The organism is Pseudomonas juntendi (assembly GCF_009932375.1).
GTDB classification, from domain to species: domain Bacteria; phylum Pseudomonadota; class Gammaproteobacteria; order Pseudomonadales; family Pseudomonadaceae; genus Aquipseudomonas; species Aquipseudomonas juntendi.
Genome location: NZ_BLJG01000210.1, coordinates 1 through 16,395, shown reverse-complemented (window position 1 = coordinate 16,395; position 16,395 = coordinate 1). Strand labels below are relative to the sequence as shown.

Annotated in this window: 13 protein-coding genes and 1 pseudogene; 10 read left to right on the top strand and 4 right to left on the bottom strand. The window is 63.2% G+C overall.

The features are described from left to right. Positions 1 to 10: 10 nt before the first annotated feature. From ftsA to lpxC, 3 genes are all read left to right on the top strand, one after another. On the top strand, positions 11 to 1,273 hold the full coding sequence (gene ftsA / locus GYA94_RS21790; RefSeq protein WP_009684408.1) for a cell division protein FtsA: 1,263 nt from the start codon (positions 11 to 13) through the stop codon (positions 1,271 to 1,273). 55 nt (positions 1,274 to 1,328) lie between these two features. Next, the gene (gene ftsZ / locus GYA94_RS21785) at positions 1,329 to 2,525 is read left to right on the top strand and encodes a cell division protein FtsZ (protein WP_009684407.1); all 1,197 of its coding nucleotides are present in this window, start codon (positions 1,329 to 1,331) and stop codon (positions 2,523 to 2,525) included. Positions 2,526 to 2,637: 112 nt separating this feature from the next. Continuing rightward, entirely contained in the window at positions 2,638 to 3,549 is a 912-nt protein-coding gene (gene lpxC, locus GYA94_RS21780; RefSeq protein WP_003260771.1) for a UDP-3-O-acyl-N-acetylglucosamine deacetylase, read from the top strand. A gap of 53 nt (positions 3,550 to 3,602) precedes the next feature. Here the strand turns inward: lpxC and GYA94_RS21775 are convergent, their stop codons facing one another. Beyond that, positions 3,603 to 4,058, bottom strand: coding sequence for a DUF721 domain-containing protein (locus tag GYA94_RS21775; RefSeq protein ID WP_009684406.1), 456 nt, complete (start codon positions 4,056 to 4,058; stop codon positions 3,603 to 3,605). Between the two features lie 390 nt (positions 4,059 to 4,448). On the opposite strand from GYA94_RS21775, the gene secA reads away from it, so the two are divergent. From secA to GYA94_RS21760, 3 genes are all read left to right on the top strand, one after another. Then, positions 4,449 to 7,184, top strand: coding sequence for a preprotein translocase subunit SecA (gene secA, locus GYA94_RS21770; protein WP_009684405.1), 2,736 nt, complete (start codon positions 4,449 to 4,451; stop codon positions 7,182 to 7,184). Between the two features lie 90 nt (positions 7,185 to 7,274). Beyond that, positions 7,275 to 8,492, top strand: coding sequence for a bifunctional glutamate N-acetyltransferase/amino-acid acetyltransferase ArgJ (gene argJ / locus GYA94_RS21765; RefSeq protein ID WP_161893087.1), 1,218 nt, complete (start codon positions 7,275 to 7,277; stop codon positions 8,490 to 8,492). 125 nt (positions 8,493 to 8,617) lie between these two features. Continuing rightward, the gene (locus GYA94_RS21760; protein ID WP_110675638.1) at positions 8,618 to 9,562 is read left to right on the top strand and encodes a Nudix family hydrolase; all 945 of its coding nucleotides are present in this window, start codon (positions 8,618 to 8,620) and stop codon (positions 9,560 to 9,562) included. Positions 9,563 to 9,610: 48 nt separating this feature from the next. Here the strand turns inward: GYA94_RS21760 and GYA94_RS21755 are convergent, their stop codons facing one another. The 3 genes from GYA94_RS21755 to GYA94_RS21745 are packed head-to-tail and all read right to left on the bottom strand — an operon-like array spanning position 9,611 to position 13,165. Then, the gene (locus GYA94_RS21755) at positions 9,611 to 10,177 is read right to left on the bottom strand and encodes a cob(I)yrinic acid a,c-diamide adenosyltransferase (RefSeq protein WP_054905817.1); all 567 of its coding nucleotides are present in this window, start codon (positions 10,175 to 10,177) and stop codon (positions 9,611 to 9,613) included. A gap of 1 nt (position 10,178) precedes the next feature. Continuing rightward, positions 10,179 to 12,209 (bottom strand): sensor histidine kinase, encoded by a 2,031-nt coding sequence (locus GYA94_RS21750; protein WP_029887627.1) that lies wholly within the window; start codon positions 12,207 to 12,209, stop codon positions 10,179 to 10,181. Positions 12,210 to 12,247: 38 nt separating this feature from the next. Next, positions 12,248 to 13,165, bottom strand: coding sequence for a putative 2-dehydropantoate 2-reductase (locus GYA94_RS21745; protein ID WP_110675640.1), 918 nt, complete (start codon positions 13,163 to 13,165; stop codon positions 12,248 to 12,250). A 100-nt stretch (positions 13,166 to 13,265) separates the two neighbouring features. On the opposite strand from GYA94_RS21745, the gene GYA94_RS21740 reads away from it, so the two are divergent. The 4 genes and pseudogenes from GYA94_RS21740 to GYA94_RS28325 form a co-directional block, all read left to right on the top strand. Next, complete coding sequence (locus tag GYA94_RS21740) at positions 13,266 to 13,751, top strand: YajQ family cyclic di-GMP-binding protein (RefSeq protein ID WP_009682794.1); 486 nt, start codon at positions 13,266 to 13,268, stop codon at positions 13,749 to 13,751. Positions 13,752 to 13,863: 112 nt separating this feature from the next. Further along, positions 13,864 to 14,706, top strand: a complete 843-nt coding sequence (locus tag GYA94_RS21735) for a mechanosensitive ion channel family protein (protein WP_009682793.1) — start codon at positions 13,864 to 13,866, stop codon at positions 14,704 to 14,706. Between the two features lie 126 nt (positions 14,707 to 14,832). Continuing rightward, the gene (locus GYA94_RS21730) at positions 14,833 to 16,077 is read left to right on the top strand and encodes an MFS transporter (protein ID WP_110675642.1); all 1,245 of its coding nucleotides are present in this window, start codon (positions 14,833 to 14,835) and stop codon (positions 16,075 to 16,077) included. Positions 16,078 to 16,111: 34 nt separating this feature from the next. Beyond that, a pseudogene (locus tag GYA94_RS28325) lies at positions 16,112 to 16,225 on the top strand (IS110 family transposase); the annotation flags it as partial. Between the last annotated feature and the right edge of the window lie 170 nt (positions 16,226 to 16,395).

The following is a 16,395-nucleotide window of genomic DNA, read 5'->3' as shown; positions in this document are numbered from 1 at the left end:
AGGCAGGACCATGGCAAACGCGCATAGCGGCAAAATGATCGTCGGGCTGGATATTGGCACCTCCAAGGTGGTGGCACTGGTCGGCGAAGTGGGCGAAGACGGCACCCTGGAAATCGTCGGTATCGGCACACACCCGTCCCGCGGCCTGAAAAAAGGCGTGGTGGTGAACATCGAGTCGACCGTGCAATCGATCCAGCGCGCCGTCGAAGAAGCGCAGCTGATGGCCGGCTGCCGCATCCACTCGGCGTTCGTGGGCGTCGCCGGTAACCATATCCGCAGCCTGAACTCCCACGGCATCGTCGCCATCCGTGACCGCGAGGTCAGCCTGGCCGACCTGGAGCGGGTACTGGACGCGGCCCAGGCGGTGGCCATTCCGGCCGACCAGCGCGTGCTGCACACCCTGCCGCAGGACTACGTGATCGACAACCAGGAAGGCGTCCGCGAGCCGCTGGGCATGTCTGGCGTGCGTCTGGAAGCCAAGGTTCACGTGGTGACCTGCGCGGTCAACGCGGCACAGAACATCGAAAAGTGCGTGCGCCGCTGCGGCCTGGAAATCGACGACATCATCCTCGAGCAGCTGGCTTCGGCCTATTCGGTGCTCACCGACGATGAAAAGGAATTGGGCGTGTGCCTGGTCGACATCGGTGGCGGTACCACCGACATCGCCATCTTCACCGAAGGCGCGATCCGCCACACAGCGGTCATTCCGATTGCCGGCGACCAGGTGACCAACGACATCGCCATGGCCCTGCGTACCCCGACCCAGTACGCCGAAGAAATCAAGATCCGCTACGCCTGCGCCCTGGCCAAACTGGCGGGCGCTGGCGAGACCATCAAGGTGCCGAGCGTGGGCGACCGCCCACCGCGCGAGCTGTCGCGTCAGGCCCTGGCCGAGGTGGTGGAGCCGCGTTACGACGAGCTCTTCACCCTGATCCAGGCCGAACTGCGCCGCAGCGGGTACGAGGACCTGGTGCCAGCGGGCATCGTCCTCACCGGCGGTACCGCGAAGATGGAAGGTGCCGTGGAACTGGCCGAGGAAATCTTCCACATGCCGGTACGCCTGGGCGTACCGCACAGCGTTCGGGGCCTGAGCGACGTGGTTCGCAACCCCATCTATTCCACCGGCGTGGGCTTGCTCACCTACGGCCTGCTCAAGCAGTCCGAGGACATGGTCCTGACCGGCAGCAGCAACAGCAGCAACAACAGCTATGGCGATGAACCGAAGGCCCCAGTGCTTGAACGCTTCAAGCGCTGGGTACAGGGCAACTTCTAAGTTTCAAAGCAGTAGTGGTAGGCGCAACAACTAGAGAACTGTAAGGAGAGGGAAAATGTTCGAGCTCGTAGACAACGTCCCGCAAAGCCCGGTCATCAAAGTGATCGGCGTTGGTGGTGGTGGCGGCAACGCCGTCAACCACATGGTCAAGAGCAGCATCGAAGGCGTGGAATTCATCTGCGCCAACACGGATGCTCAGGCCCTGAAAAACATTGGTGCACGCACCATCCTGCAATTGGGCACTGGCGTGACCAAGGGCCTGGGTGCTGGCGCCAATCCGGAAGTCGGCCGTCAGGCCGCACTGGAAGACCGTGAGCGCATCGCCGAAGTGCTGCAAGGCACCAACATGGTGTTCATCACCACTGGCATGGGCGGCGGTACCGGTACCGGTGCTGCACCGATCATTGCCGAAGTGGCCAAGGAAATGGGCATCCTCACCGTAGCCGTGGTGACCCGTCCGTTCCCGTTCGAGGGCCGCAAGCGCATGCAGATCGCCGATGAAGGCATCCGCATGCTGGCTGAAAGCGTCGACTCGTTGATCACCATCCCCAACGAGAAACTGCTGACCATCCTGGGCAAGGATGCCAGCCTGCTGTCCGCCTTCGCCAAGGCCGACGATGTACTGGCCGGTGCCGTGCGCGGTATCTCCGACATCATCAAGCGCCCGGGCATGATCAACGTCGACTTCGCCGACGTGCGCACCGTCATGGGTGAAATGGGCATGGCGATGATGGGTACTGGTTGCGCCAGCGGCCCGAACCGTGCACGCGAAGCCACCGAAGCAGCCATCCGCAACCCGCTGCTGGAAGATGTCAACCTGCAGGGCGCCCGCGGCATCCTGGTGAACATCACCGCTGGCCCGGACCTGTCGCTGGGTGAATACTCCGACGTGGGTAGCATCATCGAAGCCTTCGCCTCTGACCACGCCATGGTCAAGGTCGGTACCGTGATCGATCCGGACATGCGTGACGAACTGCACGTGACCGTTGTGGCCACCGGCCTGGGCGCGCGTATCGAGAAGCCTGTGAAGGTGGTCGACAACACCCTGCAGACTGCCCAGCAGGCGTACGAAGCGTCCAACCCGGCGCCCGTTCGTCAGGAGCAGCCAGCCGTGAACTACCGTGACCTGGAGCGCCCGACCGTAATGCGCAACCAGGCCCACGCCGGTGCTGCGGCAGCCGCGAAAATGAACCCTCAGGATGACCTGGATTACCTGGATATCCCGGCATTCCTGCGTCGTCAGGCTGATTAATGGAATTTATCAGGGGTATAAAGGTGATTGGTATTCATCAAAGGTTGGGTCTGTTATCATCCCCAGCCTTTGTTGATACCTGTTCGCAATTTGCGCTGAAGCGGCCAATGCCATGATTAAACAACGCACCCTGAAGAATACCATCCGTGCCACAGGTGTCGGCCTGCACTCCGGGGAGAAGGTTTACCTGACCCTCAAGCCTGCACCTGTTGACACCGGCATCGTCTTCCGCCGCGCCGACCTCGACCCTGTGGTCGAGATCCCTGCGCGTGCGGCCAACGTCGGCGAGACCACCATGTCGACGACGCTGGTCAACGGTGACGTCAAGGTCGATACGGTCGAGCACCTGCTCTCCGCCATGGCGGGCCTGGGCATCGATAACGCCTACGTCGAGCTCTCCGCCTCGGAAGTGCCGATCATGGATGGCAGCGCCGGTCCCTTCGTATTCCTGATTCAGTCTGCCGGCCTGGAAGAACAGGACGCAGCCAAGAAGTTCATCCGCATCCTGCGTGAGGTGACTGTGGAAGAGGGCGACAAGCGCGCCACTTTCCTGCCTTTCGACGGTTTCAAGGTGAGCTTCGAGATCGACTTCGATCACCCGGTCCTCAAGGGCCAGACCCAGAGCGCGGTTGTCGACTTCTCCAGCACCTCGTTCGTGAAGGAAGTCAGCCGCGCCCGCACGTTCGGTTTCATGCGTGACATCGAGTACCTGCGCAAGCACAACCTTGCGTTGGGTGGCAGTGTCGAGAATGCCATCGTGGTCGACGAGACAGGTGTGCTCAACGAAGACGGCCTTCGTTCCGATGACGAATTCGTCAAGCACAAGATCCTCGACGCCATTGGCGACCTCTACCTGCTGGGCAACAGCCTGATCGGCGAGTTCAAGGGCTACAAGTCCGGCCACGCGCTGAACAACCAGCTGTTGCGCAAGCTGATTGCCGAAACCGATGCCTGGGAAGTGGTCACGTTCGAAGATGCCAGTACGGCACCGATCTCGTACATGCGCCCTGTTGCGGCCGTGTAAGTTCGAACACTCTCTCTAGTGTTGTAATCAAGGCCACCTTTGGGTGGCCTTTTTTATTGCTTGTCGCCAGCGTGGGCGGCCAAGCGCTCCAGTGCAGCGCGCAGCTTGGGGTCGGCGATGCCCTCGGCGGTGTCACGCAGGCTTGCCGCGGCGCTGGTGGACAGCTCGGCAGCATGCCCGCCGCGTTTGGCCGGTACCAGGGGCGGCTGCACCTTGTAGAGGATGCGCCGGAGGTTGCCAAAGGCTTCCATGGCCTGCAATGCGGCCAGCAGGCGCTTCTGCTGGTAGCGCAGGCGGGTAGCCCAATGGCCATCGGTAACCACCAGCAACAAGGTGCCATCGCGCCATGAGGCCACGTGGCAATGCTCGCGGGCAGCCGGTTGCAGCTGGCTTTCCAGCAGGCGCTGCAGGTGTTCCAGGCGTTCGGCCTGGTTCAGCAGCAGGCGCAGCGGGCGCACCTGGCGCAGCAGGGCCGAGGGTGGCTGGGCGGGGGAGGGTTTGTAGGCCATGGGGGTACGCATGAGGTTACAAGATCGGCAGTTTAACACCTGTAGAACCTGTGCTGGCCGCTTCGCGGGCACGCCCGCTCCCACAGGGATTGCGCAACACTCAGGCCTGTAGTGATCCTGTGGGAGCGGGCGCGCCCGCGAAGAGGCCAGCACAGGCGACGCAAGATAAGACTGGTTCTCGATACCTTTCATGTTGCCAAACCTTGAACTCAGGGAAAATGCCCCTATCTAAACCAAGCCCCTGCCAAAGCGCTGTGCCAGCATCGTGGAAATCCACCACTTTCCTCACCATCGTTTCCGGGTAGAATGCTCGTTCGCATGCGGCCTCAGGGCTGCACGGGCGACTCATGGGGCCGCCCTCCATCCCTACGTGTGGAAGATCCTGCCGATATGTTTGCGCCTTTGTTAAAAAAACTTTTTGGAAGCAAGAACGAGCGTGAAGTAAAACGCATGCTCAAGACGGTGAGTATCGTCAATGCCTTCGAAGAGAAGATGGTGGCCCTCTCCGACGAGCAACTGCGGGGCAAGACTGCAGAGTTCAAGGAACGCCTGGCCAAAGGCGAGACACTGGACCAATTGTTGCCCGAAGCCTTTGCCGTGGCCCGCGAGGCCGGCAAGCGCGTGATGGGCATGCGCCACTTCGACGTTCAGTTGATTGGCGGCATGACCCTGCACGAAGGCATGATCGCAGAAATGCGTACCGGTGAAGGCAAGACCTTGGTCGGTACCCTGGCCGTGTACCTCAACGCACTGTCCGGCAAGGGCGTGCATGTGGTTACCGTCAACGACTACCTGGCCCGCCGTGACGCCAACTGGATGCGCCCGCTGTACGAGTTCCTCGGCCTGTCGGTCGGTATCGTATCGGCCTTCCAGCCGCCGGAAGAAAAGCGTGCTGCCTATGCGGCCGACATCACCTACGGCACCAACAACGAATTCGGTTTCGACTACCTGCGCGACAACATGGCGTTCAGCCAGGACGAGAAGTTCCAGCGTGAACTGAACTTCGCCGTGATCGACGAAGTGGATTCCATTCTCATCGACGAAGCGCGTACCCCGCTGATCATCTCCGGCCAGGCCGAAGACAGCTCCAAGCTGTACATCGAGATCAACCGCCTGATCCCGCGCCTGACCCAGCACATCGAAGAAGTCGAAGGCCAGGTCACTCAGGAAGGCCACTTCACCATCGACGAGAAGAGCCGCCAGGTCGAGCTCAACGAGGCCGGTCACCAGTTCATCGAAGAGATGCTGACCCAGGCCGGGTTGCTGGCCGAAGGCGAGAGCCTGTACTCGGCGCATAACCTGGGCCTGCTGACCCACGTGTATGCCGGCCTGCGCGCACACAAGCTGTTCCACCGCAACATCGAGTACATCGTCCAGGACGGCCAGGTACTGCTGATCGACGAGCACACCGGCCGGACCATGCCGGGCCGGCGCCTGTCCGAAGGCCTGCACCAGGCCATCGAGGCCAAGGAAAACCTGAACATCCAGGCCGAGAGCCAGACCCTGGCCTCGACTACCTTCCAGAACTACTTCCGCCTGTACACCAAGCTGTCCGGCATGACCGGTACCGCCGACACCGAAGCGTTCGAGTTCCAGTCGATCTACGCGCTGAACGTGATGGTCATCCCGCCGAACAAGCCGCTGGCGCGCAAGGACTTCAACGACCTGGTGTACCTGACCGCCGACGAGAAGTACGCCGCGATCATTGCCGACATCAAGGAAAGCATGAAGCAGGGCCGGCCGATTCTGGTCGGTACCGCGACCATCGAAACGTCCGAACACATGTCGAACCTGCTGAAGAAAGAAGGTATCGACCACAAGGTGCTGAACGCCAAGTACCACGAGAAAGAAGCCGAAATCATCGCCCAGGCCGGTGCGCCGGGTGCCCTGACCATCGCCACCAACATGGCCGGCCGTGGTACCGACATCCTGCTGGGCGGTAATTGGGAAGCCGAGGTGGCCGCCCTGGAAAACCCGACCGCCGAGCAGATCGCCCAGATCAAGGCCGACTGGCAGAAGCGTCACCAGCAGGTGATCGAGGCCGGTGGCCTGCACGTGATTGCCTCCGAGCGCCACGAGTCGCGCCGTATCGACAACCAGTTGCGTGGCCGTTCCGGCCGTCAGGGCGACCCGGGTTCCAGCCGCTTCTACCTGTCGCTGGAAGACAGCCTGATGCGTATCTTCGCCTCCGACCGGGTGAAGAACTTCATGAAGGCCCTGGGCATGCAGGCGGGCGAGGCCATCGAACACCGCATGGTCACCAATGCCATCGAGAAGGCGCAGCGCAAGGTCGAAGGCCGCAACTTCGACATCCGCAAGCAGTTGCTTGAATACGACGACGTGGCCAACGAGCAGCGCAAGGTGATCTACCACATGCGCAACAGCCTGCTGGCGGCCGAGAACATTGGCGACACCATCGTCGAATTCCGCAAGGAAGTCCTGGACGCTACCATCAGCCAGCACATTCCGCCGCAGTCGCTGCCCGAGCAGTGGGACGTGGCCGGCCTGGAGGCATCGCTGGCCAGCGACTTCGCCATCAAGCTGCCGATCCAGCAGTGGCTCGACGAAGACGACCACCTCTACGAGGAGACGCTGCGCGAGAAGCTGCTGAACGAGATCACCACGGCCTACACCGAGAAAGAAGACCAGGCCGGCCTCGACGCCCTGCGTACCTTCGAGAAGCAGATTCTGCTGCGTGTGCTGGACGACCTGTGGAAAGACCACCTGTCGACCATGGACCACCTGCGCCACGGTATCCACCTGCGTGGCTATGCGCAGAAGAACCCCAAGCAGGAGTACAAGCGCGAGTCGTTCAGCCTGTTCCAGGAGCTGCTGGAGTCGATCAAGCGCGATACCATCCGCGTGCTGTCGCACGTTCAGGTACGCCGCGAAGACCCGGTCGAAGAGGAAGCCCGCCTGCGCCGCGAGGCCGAGGAGCTGGCCAGCCGCATGCAGTTCGAGCACGCCCCAGCCCCTGGCCTGGAAGGCGAGCAGCTGAGCGAGGAGGAGGCCGAAGTGGCCGTTGCCTCGGCGCCGGTGCGCAACGAGCAGAAGCTGGGCCGCAATGAGCCTTGCTGGTGTGGTTCGGGCAAGAAGTTCAAGCATTGCCACGGGCAGATCGAGTGATCTGACCTGGGTGTTGTAACCTGATACATCCTGGGGCCGCTTTGCGGCCCCGTTTTTTGTACATCCACCGAATTTTCTAGGAGCGCTCTAATGGCTGTTGGTCTTGGTCCTTTGCCCACCCTGCACCCGGTTGCGGGTTTTGAACTCGGCATCGCTTCTGCCGGCATCAAGCGTCCTGGGCGCAAGGATGTGGTGGTCATGCGCTGCGCCGAAGGCTCCAGCGTGTCGGGCGTGTTCACCCTCAACGCGTTCTGCGCGGCACCGGTGATCCTCTCCAAGCAGCGTGTACAGGGCACCGTGCGCTACCTGTTGACCAACACCGGTAATGCCAACGCCGGTACCGGCGCCCCAGGGCTGGCAGCCGCCGAACGCACCTGCGCCAAGCTGGCCGAACTGGCCGGCGTACCCGCCGAATCGGTACTGCCGTTCTCCACCGGGGTGATCGGCGAGCCACTGCCGGTCGAAAAGATCGAAGGCGCGCTGCAGGCCGCCCTCGATAACCTGTCGGAGAACAACTGGGCCGAAGCGGCCACCGGCATCATGACCACCGATACCTTGCCCAAGGGCGCCAGCCGCCAGTTCCAGCACGATGGCGTGACCGTGACCGTGACCGGTATCAGCAAGGGCGCCGGCATGATCCGCCCGAACATGGCCACCATGCTTGGCTACATCGCCACCGACGCCAAGGTTGCCCCGGCGGTGCTCAAGGACCTGATGCTGGACGGCGCCAACAAGTCGTTCAACCGCATCACCATCGATGGCGACACCTCGACCAACGATTGCTGCATGCTGATCGCCACCGGCAAGGCCAACCTGCCAGAGGTCACCGAAGCCAGTGGTGCGCTGTTCGAGGCCCTGAAAAAAGCCGTGTTCGAAGTGTGCATGGACGTGGCCCAGGCCATCGTGCGTGACGGCGAAGGTGCGACCAAGTTCGTGACCGTGCAGGTCAACGGCGGTGGCAACCACCAGGAATGCCTGGACGTCGGTTACGCAGTGGCCCACTCGCCGCTGATCAAGACCGCACTGTTCGCGTCGGACCCGAACTGGGGCCGTATCCTCGCCGCGGTGGGCCGTGCCGGTGTGCCGGAGCTGGACGTGAGCCTGATCGACGTCTACCTGGATAACGTGTGCATCGCCAGCCAGGGCGGCCGCAGCCCCAGCTACACCGAAGCCCAGGGCTCGGCAGTGATGGCCCAGGAAGAGATCACGATCCGTATCGAACTGGGCCGTGGCCAGTGCAGCGAAACCATCTGGACCACCGACCTGTCGCACGAGTACGTGAAGATCAACGCCGAATACCGTACCTGATGCAGTGCTGGGGTCGGGCAACGGCCCCACAATTCCAGAACCAGGAGACGAACCATGAGCGATCACCTGAACTTCGGCGACACGTTGCGCGCCTTGTTGCAGGCTGGCCTGGCGGAGCGTGAAGTGTGAAACGGATTCATGTTGTAGCAGCAGTCATTCGTGGCGCCGATGGCCGCATTCTGATCGCGCGGCGGGCCGCCACCCAGCACCAGGGTGGCCTGTGGGAGTTTCCCGGCGGCAAGGTCGAAGCCGGTGAAAGCGTGGATGCGGCACTGGCCCGCGAGCTGCGCGAAGAGCTGGGTATCGAGGTAAGCCGTTCGCGTGCGCTGATCAAGGTCAGCCACGACTACCCGGACAAGCAGGTGTTGCTGGACGTGCGTGAAGTGCAGGCCTTTACCGGCGAAGCGCATGGCGCCGAGGGTCAGCCGCTGGCGTGGGTTGCCCCGCGCGATTTGCCGCAGTACGAATTCCCCGAGGCCAACCAGCCGATCGTGGCTGCCGCGCGCCTGCCGGACCAGTACCTGATTACCCCCGATGGCCTGGAAGTGCCGCAACTGCTCAAGGGCATCCAGAAGGCGGTTGCCAGCGGCATTCGCCTGATTCAGTTGCGCGCCCCGGACATGTACGACCCCAAGTACCGCGACGTGGCGGTGGATGCGGTTGGGCTGTGTGCGGGCAAGGCGCAGTTGATGCTCAAGGGGCCGCTGGAATGGCTGGGCGATTTTCCTTCGGCCGGCTGGCACCTGACCGCGGCGCAGTTGCGCAAGTACGCCGCCAAAGGTCGGCCGTTTCCCCGCGAGCGGTGGTTGGCGGCTTCCTGCCACTGCGCCGAAGAGCTGGCACTGGCCGAGCAGATGGGCGTCGACTTCGTCACCCTGTCGCCAGTTCAGGCAACCCAGACCCACCCCGAGGCGGCGCCGTTGGGCTGGGACGAAGCTCGACGTTTGCTGGCCGGGTTCAGCAAGCCGGTGTACTTGCTGGGTGGGGTAGGGCCGGGTGAGCGCGAGCGAGCCTGGGAAGCCGGGGCCCAGGGTGTGGCCGGCATCCGGGCATTCTGGCCCGAGGCCTGAGCCATTGGGGCGGCCCTTCACGACACCGCGCAGGCCGCCCGGAACCTGTCAGCCCTGCGGCTTTTCAGCAGGCTGCCACAACACCTCGGCCACCCCCTGTCGCCGCCCGATGATCCGCGCCGCCACGAACAGCAGGTCGGACAGGCGGTTGATGTACGCCAGACCCACCCCTTCCAGTGGTTCCAGCGCATGCAGCTGCTGGCAGCGCCGCTCGGCGCTGCGCGCCAGGCTGCGGCACACATGGGCCTGCGCCACCAGCATCGAACCACTGGGCAGGATGAAGTTCTTCAGCGGCCCCAGCTCTTCGTTCCACACATCGATGACCGCCTCCAGGCGCTCCACTTCTGCCTGGTTCAAGGCCTGGTAGCTGGGCATGGCCAGCTCGCCACCCAAGTCGAACAAGCGGTGCTGACACGGCGCGAGCACCGTAGTGACCTCTTCCAGGCCTTGCTCGGCCAGGCCTGCCAAAAGCACCCCGAGCTGGCTGTTGAGGCTGTCTACCTCGCCAATGGCTTCTATGCGCGGGTGGCTTTTCGGCACCCGCCGGCCGTCGCCCAGGCCGGTTTCGCCCTGGTCGCCGGTACGGGTGTAGATCTTCGATAGGCGGTTGCCCATGTCATTGCTCCGGTAAGGTCGGCGCCGCTGCTGCCGGCTGGCCGAGGGGCAGGCGCAGGGTGAAGCACGTACCCTGGCCAGGCGTGGAGTGCACCTCCATCTGCCCCTTGTGGTTGTTGGTGATGATGAAGTACGAAACCGACAGGCCCAGCCCGGTGCCCTGGCCGATTTCCTTGGTGGTGAAGAACGGCTCGAAGGTGCGCTTGCGCACGGCCTCTGGCATGCCGACGCCATTGTCCTCGACCTGAATCTCCGCCCACGGCGGGTTCAGCCGGGTGCGCAGGGTGATCCGCCCCGGCTCGCTCGGTTGCGGGCGCAGGTGGATGGCCTGGGCGGCGTTCTTCAACAAGTTCAACAGTACCTGTTCCAGTTCGTTGGCAGTGCACGGCACAGGCCCCAGTTCAGGGTCGAACTGCCGGACGATGGCCTGCCCCTTGAAGTCGAAACCGATCGCCAGGTCGAAGTCGTTGCCGGCAATTTCCACCGCCTGGTCGATCAGCGCCGGCAACTCGCAAGGCTCCAGCTGTCGGTTGCTGCGGCGGCTGAAGCTGAGCATGTGGGTGACGATCTTCGCCGCGCGGGCCCCGGCCTGCTGAATGCCATCGAGCAGTTGCGGCACTTCGCGGCTGGCCAGGTAGCGGTTGATCATGGCCAGGTCGAGGCCAAGCTCGCTGGCCTGTTCCTGGTTGCGGGGCAGGTCTGCCGACAGGCGTCGGCGGATGTTCTGTACGTTGTGCAGGATGGCGCCCAGCGGGTTGTTGATTTCGTGAGCCATGCCCGCCGCCAGGCCGCCGACCGAGAGCATTTTTTCCGACTGGACCATCATTTCTTCCAGCGACAGGCGCTGGGTGATGTCGTCGATGCGGATCACCACGCCGCGCCCGCCGCCGCCGGTGAGCGGGTAGAAGGTGAGGGCGTAATGGCGCAGCTCGTCGCCCTTGGGCCAGGTGACCCGCTCGATCTTGGCCACCCGGTGCTTTTCCACGGTTTCCTTCAGTTGCGGCAGGAACGGCTTCAGCGGCTCGAAGGCGATGAATACCGGCTGGTTCAGCGCCTCATGCAACGGCGTGCCGGAGAGGACCGTGGCTTCGTGATTCCACTGGGTGACATAGAGCTGTTCGTCCAGGGCAATCAATGCCGAGGGCATCGAGTCGATGATGCTGTTGAGGTAGTTCTGGAAACCGGTGAGTTTTTTCTCGATCTTGCTGCGCACCTGCACTTCCAGTTCCAGCTTGCGGTTGGTATGGCGGGTTTCCTCGGCCAGGCCCTGGGCCTGGTCATAGGCATCCTGGAACTCGTCACGGGCGCGTTTGAGTTGCTGCTCACGGGCCTCGATGCGCGAAAGCATGGTGTTGAAGGCGTCGGCCAGGCTGCCGATCTCATCGTCGTTGCCACGCCGGGCGCGCAGGGCGTAGCTCTCTTCGCGGGTGACCTGGCGGCTGAGTTCTTCAAGCTGGTTGATCGGTTGGGTGATCAGGCGTTTGATCTGGCGGGCGATGAAGATCCACAGCAGGATGCTGAACACCAGGATAGCCAGGCTGGCACTGAGCGTGCCGGTGTAGAACGCGGTGGGCAGCTCGCTGCTGGCCACCAGCAACAGATGGGCCGGCGGGTTGGCCTCGCGCGGGATGCGGATCAGTTGGGTGCTGCGAAACTCCATCAGGCGCCAGCCGTCGATGTTGCGAAAGCGCTTGGGCAAGGTCAACGGGTCGCCATGCTGGAGTTGCGCCAGCATGCGACCGTCCCCCCCGTACACGGCTGCCGCGCGCAGCGGGGTGTAGCTGTCCAGCTCCTTGAGCAGGGCACTGGCGGTGTCTGGGGTGTCGCCCGCGCGCTCGGCCAGTTGCGGGTTGGCCACCAGCCGGCCGATGGTCTGCAGGGCCTGGGGTGCCATGCTCTCCTGGGTGATCCAGTAAGCCGCGCTGATGAAGGTGAGGTTGGCCACCAGCAGGATGGTCACCAGCAATACCAGCAGGGCCGCCAGCAGCTTCTGCCCGACCGGGAGGTTTTCCAGGCGATGGCGCAAGGTCATGGGCTAGGCAGTGTCCGTATCCAGGTAATAGGGCTGCGTCAGTCGCAGGGCAAGCCACGTAAGCGCAGGTGTTCGACCAGGCGTTGCAGCAGGTGTTCCAGTTGCGGCAGCTGCAGGCCGTGCCGGGCGGCAACCCGGCAGGCATGGCCGAGCAGGTAATGCACCTCGGTGCGTCGGCCTGCGTGCACGTCCTGGTACATGGAAGAGTAGTTGGCTGCGGTGGCCACGATCACCCGTTGCACTTCTTCGTCCAGGCCCTCGGCCGCTTGCGGCTGGCCACAGCGGCGTAGCAGTGCGGCCAGTTCGGTACACAGGCCATGTACTTCCCCCAGGTGGCCCAGCAAGCCGCCGTTCTGGCAAGCGTGCAGCACGGTCAGCGGGTTGATCGCGCAGTTGAGGGCCAGCTTGCGCCACAGGCGGGTGAGGATATCCACCGTCCATTCGGCAGGGATGCCTGCTTCGTGCAGGTCATCGAACCAGGCCGGCAGCGCCGGGTTGCGCGGGTCGCCCAGCCAGTTGAAGCCATGCCCGGCGAAACGCACTTGCCAGTCGCCTTCGCGGAAGGCGCCTTCGGTGCTGGAGGCGAAAACGCAGCGCGCCTGTGGCAGCAGGTCTGCCACCGCGTCCTGGCTGCCCAGGCCGTTCTGTAGCAGTAGCACGTCTGCGCCCTCGGCCAGGCGTGGTACCAGGCCGGCAATCGCCGGGGCCGCGTCGTAGGCCTTGCAGGCCACCAGCAGGCGATGGATCGGCCCGTCAGCCTGGGCGGTTTCGGCGGGTATGGCGTAGTGCCTGGGCTGTTCTTGCTCGATCAACGTCAGGCCGCCAGCCTGCTCATAGGCCTGCAGCCGTTGCCGATCGCGCAGCACCAGGCGCACTGCCTTGCCCGCGCGTGCCAGGCGGCAAGCCCACAGGCTGCCGAGGCTGCCGGCGCCGAGAATATGCCAGGTGCTGCTCATATGCGTTTCGCAACCCGTTATAATGAGCCCGCATTTTAACCGTCAAACCCGGCGCGCTCCATCTTCAGCCTGAGCGCGCTTTTATTTTGGGAGAACAACCATGCCTTCGTTCGACGTGGTATCGGAACTGGACAAGCACGAAGTGCAGAACGCGGTGGACAACGCCATCAAGGACCTGGACCGCCGTTACGACCTCAAAGGCAAGGGCTCCTTCGAGTTCAAGGACAAAGAGCAGACCGTGATGCTCACCGCCGAGGAAGAGTTCCAGCTCGAAGCCATGCTGGAAATCCTGCGCCTGGCGCTGGTCAAGCGCAAGATCGACGTGAAATGCCTGGAAACCAAGGACCCGTATGCGTCCGGCAAGGAAAAGAAACAGGAAGCCAAGTTCCGCGAGGGTATCGACAAGGACCTGGCCAAGAAGATCGTCGCCACCATCAAGGACGGCAAGCTGAAGGTGCAGGCCGCCATCCAGGGTGAGCAGGTACGGGTAACCGGCAAGAAACGCGACGACCTGCAGGAAGCCATTGCCTTGCTGCGGACCAAGGAATTCGAGATGCCGCTGCAGTTCAACAACTTCCGCGACTGATGCGGGTGTGGCCAGGAACCCCCATGGCTCAATGATGTCCATGGGGGCCGGGGCCGTGTGATAGCGCGGTCTGTTCTACCGTGTACTTGCCGTTCGGCATCAGGAGATGAATATGGATTTGAACGCTGAAGTCGATCAGCTGGTTCGCCAGTCGCAAACCTGGATCCCCTTGATCATGCAATACGGCAGCCGTGTGCTGCTGGCGCTGGTGACCCTGGCGGTCGGCTGGTGGATCATCAACAAGGTCAGCGCCCGCCTGGGCAAGCTGGTCGGCCTGCGCAATGCCGACCTGGCGTTGCAGGGCTTCATCAGCACCCTGGCCAACATCGTGCTGAAGGTCCTGCTGCTGGTCAGCGTGGCGTCGATGATCGGCATCGAGACCACCTCGTTCGTCGCGGCTATCGGTGCCGCCGGCCTGGCCATCGGCCTGGCGCTGCAGGGTAGCCTGGCCAACTTCGCTGGCGGCGTGCTGATCCTGATGTTCCGCCCGTTTCGCATCGGCGACTGGATCGAGGCACAAGGTGTTGCCGGCACTGTCGACAGCATCCAGATCTTCCACACCGTGCTGCGCACCGGTGATAACAAGACGGTGATCATGCCCAACGGCAGCCTGTCCAATGGCATCATCACCAACACCAACCGCCAGCCCACGCGCAAGGTGGTGTTCGATGTGGGCGTGGATTACGAGGCCGATTTGCAGAAGGCCCGCAATGTGTTGCTGGAGCTGGCCCAGGACCCTCGTGTGCTGGCCGACCCCGCTCCGCAAGCGGTGGTGGCGACGCTGGGTGACAGTTCGATCACCGTGTCGCTGCGCTTGTGGACCAAGACCGCCGATTACTGGGATGTGATGTTCATGCTCAACGAGCAGGCGCGTGACCGCCTGAAGGCCGAAGGGATCGACATTCCGTTCCCGCAGCGGGTCATTCGGGTGGTGCAGGAAACTGCCGCCCAGTAACAGCGCATCAGCGCCGGGGCTGCACAGCGGCCCCGCTTTTTTCGCCCCGATTACACTTGTTCACAGCAAACCTCTGCAATTTCTGGCATATACCCTGCTCCTGCCTGTCACCCCTGATATGCCATCATGAAACCACTGCTGTACATCACCCCCCTGCGGGCCTTGCTGTTTGGCCTGACCCTGGCCCTGTTCGAACTGCTGACCTACCTGGCCAGTGACGCGGTGATGCCGGCCATGCCGGTCGTGGTCGGCGACCTGAAGGCCAGCCCTGAATACATCCCCCATGCCCTCAACCTGTACTTGCTCGGTGGCGTTGTGCTGCAGTGGCTGATCGGCCCGCTGGCAGACCGCTATGGTCGGCGCCCGTTGCTGCTGGCCGGCTGCGCATTCTTCGGCCTGGCCTGCCTGGCGACCTTCTGGGCCCATGATATTGGCCTGTTCAACCTGTTGCGCCTGTTGCAGGGGATAGGCCTGGGCTTTGTGGTCACGGTCAGCTACCCGGCGCTGAATGAGGCATTCAGCGAGGCGGATGCCGTGCGCATGATGGCGCTGCTGGCCAATATCGCGCTGCTGTCGCCGCTGCTTGGCCCGCTGGTCGGGGCCTTGCTGTTGCAGTGGCTGGACTGGCGTTGGCTGTTCGTGGCTTTCGCCGTGGGGGCCGTGGTGTGCTGGGGGCTGCTGTACCGGCTCATGCCCGAAACCCTGGGGGTAGAGCGCCGCGACGGTTCGCGCCTGGCGTTCACGCCGATCCACCTGTTGCCATTGTTGGCAGGCTACGGCCAATTGCTCGGCAACCGCCGCTTTGTCGCGGGCAGCGCCGCCCTGGGCCTGGTCGGGTTGCCGCTGATTGGCTGGATTGGCCTGTCACCGGTATTGCTCATTCACGATGAGGGCCTGACGACCCTGGAATATGCGCTGTGGCAGCTGCCGGTGTTTGGCGGGTTGATCCTGGGCAACCTGATCATCAACCGTATTGCCGACCGCTACCCGCTGCCGGCCCTGGTTCGTGGTGCCCTGTGGCCGTACCTGGCAGGGTTGAGCGTGATGGTGCTGGCGACATGGTATTGGCCGAGCGTGACCAGCTTGGTGGCAGGCATGTCGTTGTATGCACTGGGCCTGGGTGTGGCCAACGCGGTGCTGTACCGCATGACGCTGTTTTCCAGCGAGCAAAGCAAAGGCCTGGTCTCGGCCATGCTGGGGATGATTACTATCGCCCTGTTGGGGCTGGGTGGGGCGTTGCTGGCCATGATCGGCGCCGGCGCCAGCTTGCTGCATTTCGCACTGGCGGCGGGGCTGGCGGGCGCGCTGGCGCTGTGGCCGTTGTGGTTTGTGGTGGGCGGCCGGCCGGGGCAAGGGGCCGTGGCTGACTGATCTGCAGTACCTGTGCCTTGTCGATCTGTAACTTGCCAAGGTCGCTATCGTGGCCTGCATGCGGGTCTTCCTGGTGCGACTCAATGCCATGCTCAGGACTGGCGAGCCTTGGCTGGATCTGGTGTTGCCTCAGCCGAAGAGGGTGTAGATCAACAGCCAAAATGCAGGACTCGAAGATCACACGGTTCCTGTGGGAGCGGGCGTGCCCGCGAACACCGGCGCAGCCGGTGCCCGACACCGCGGCGCCTGCTTCGCGGGCAAGCCCGCTCCCACAATGAATCGCGCAGCTTTTCAAATTCTGAGAAAGACAGTTGCTCC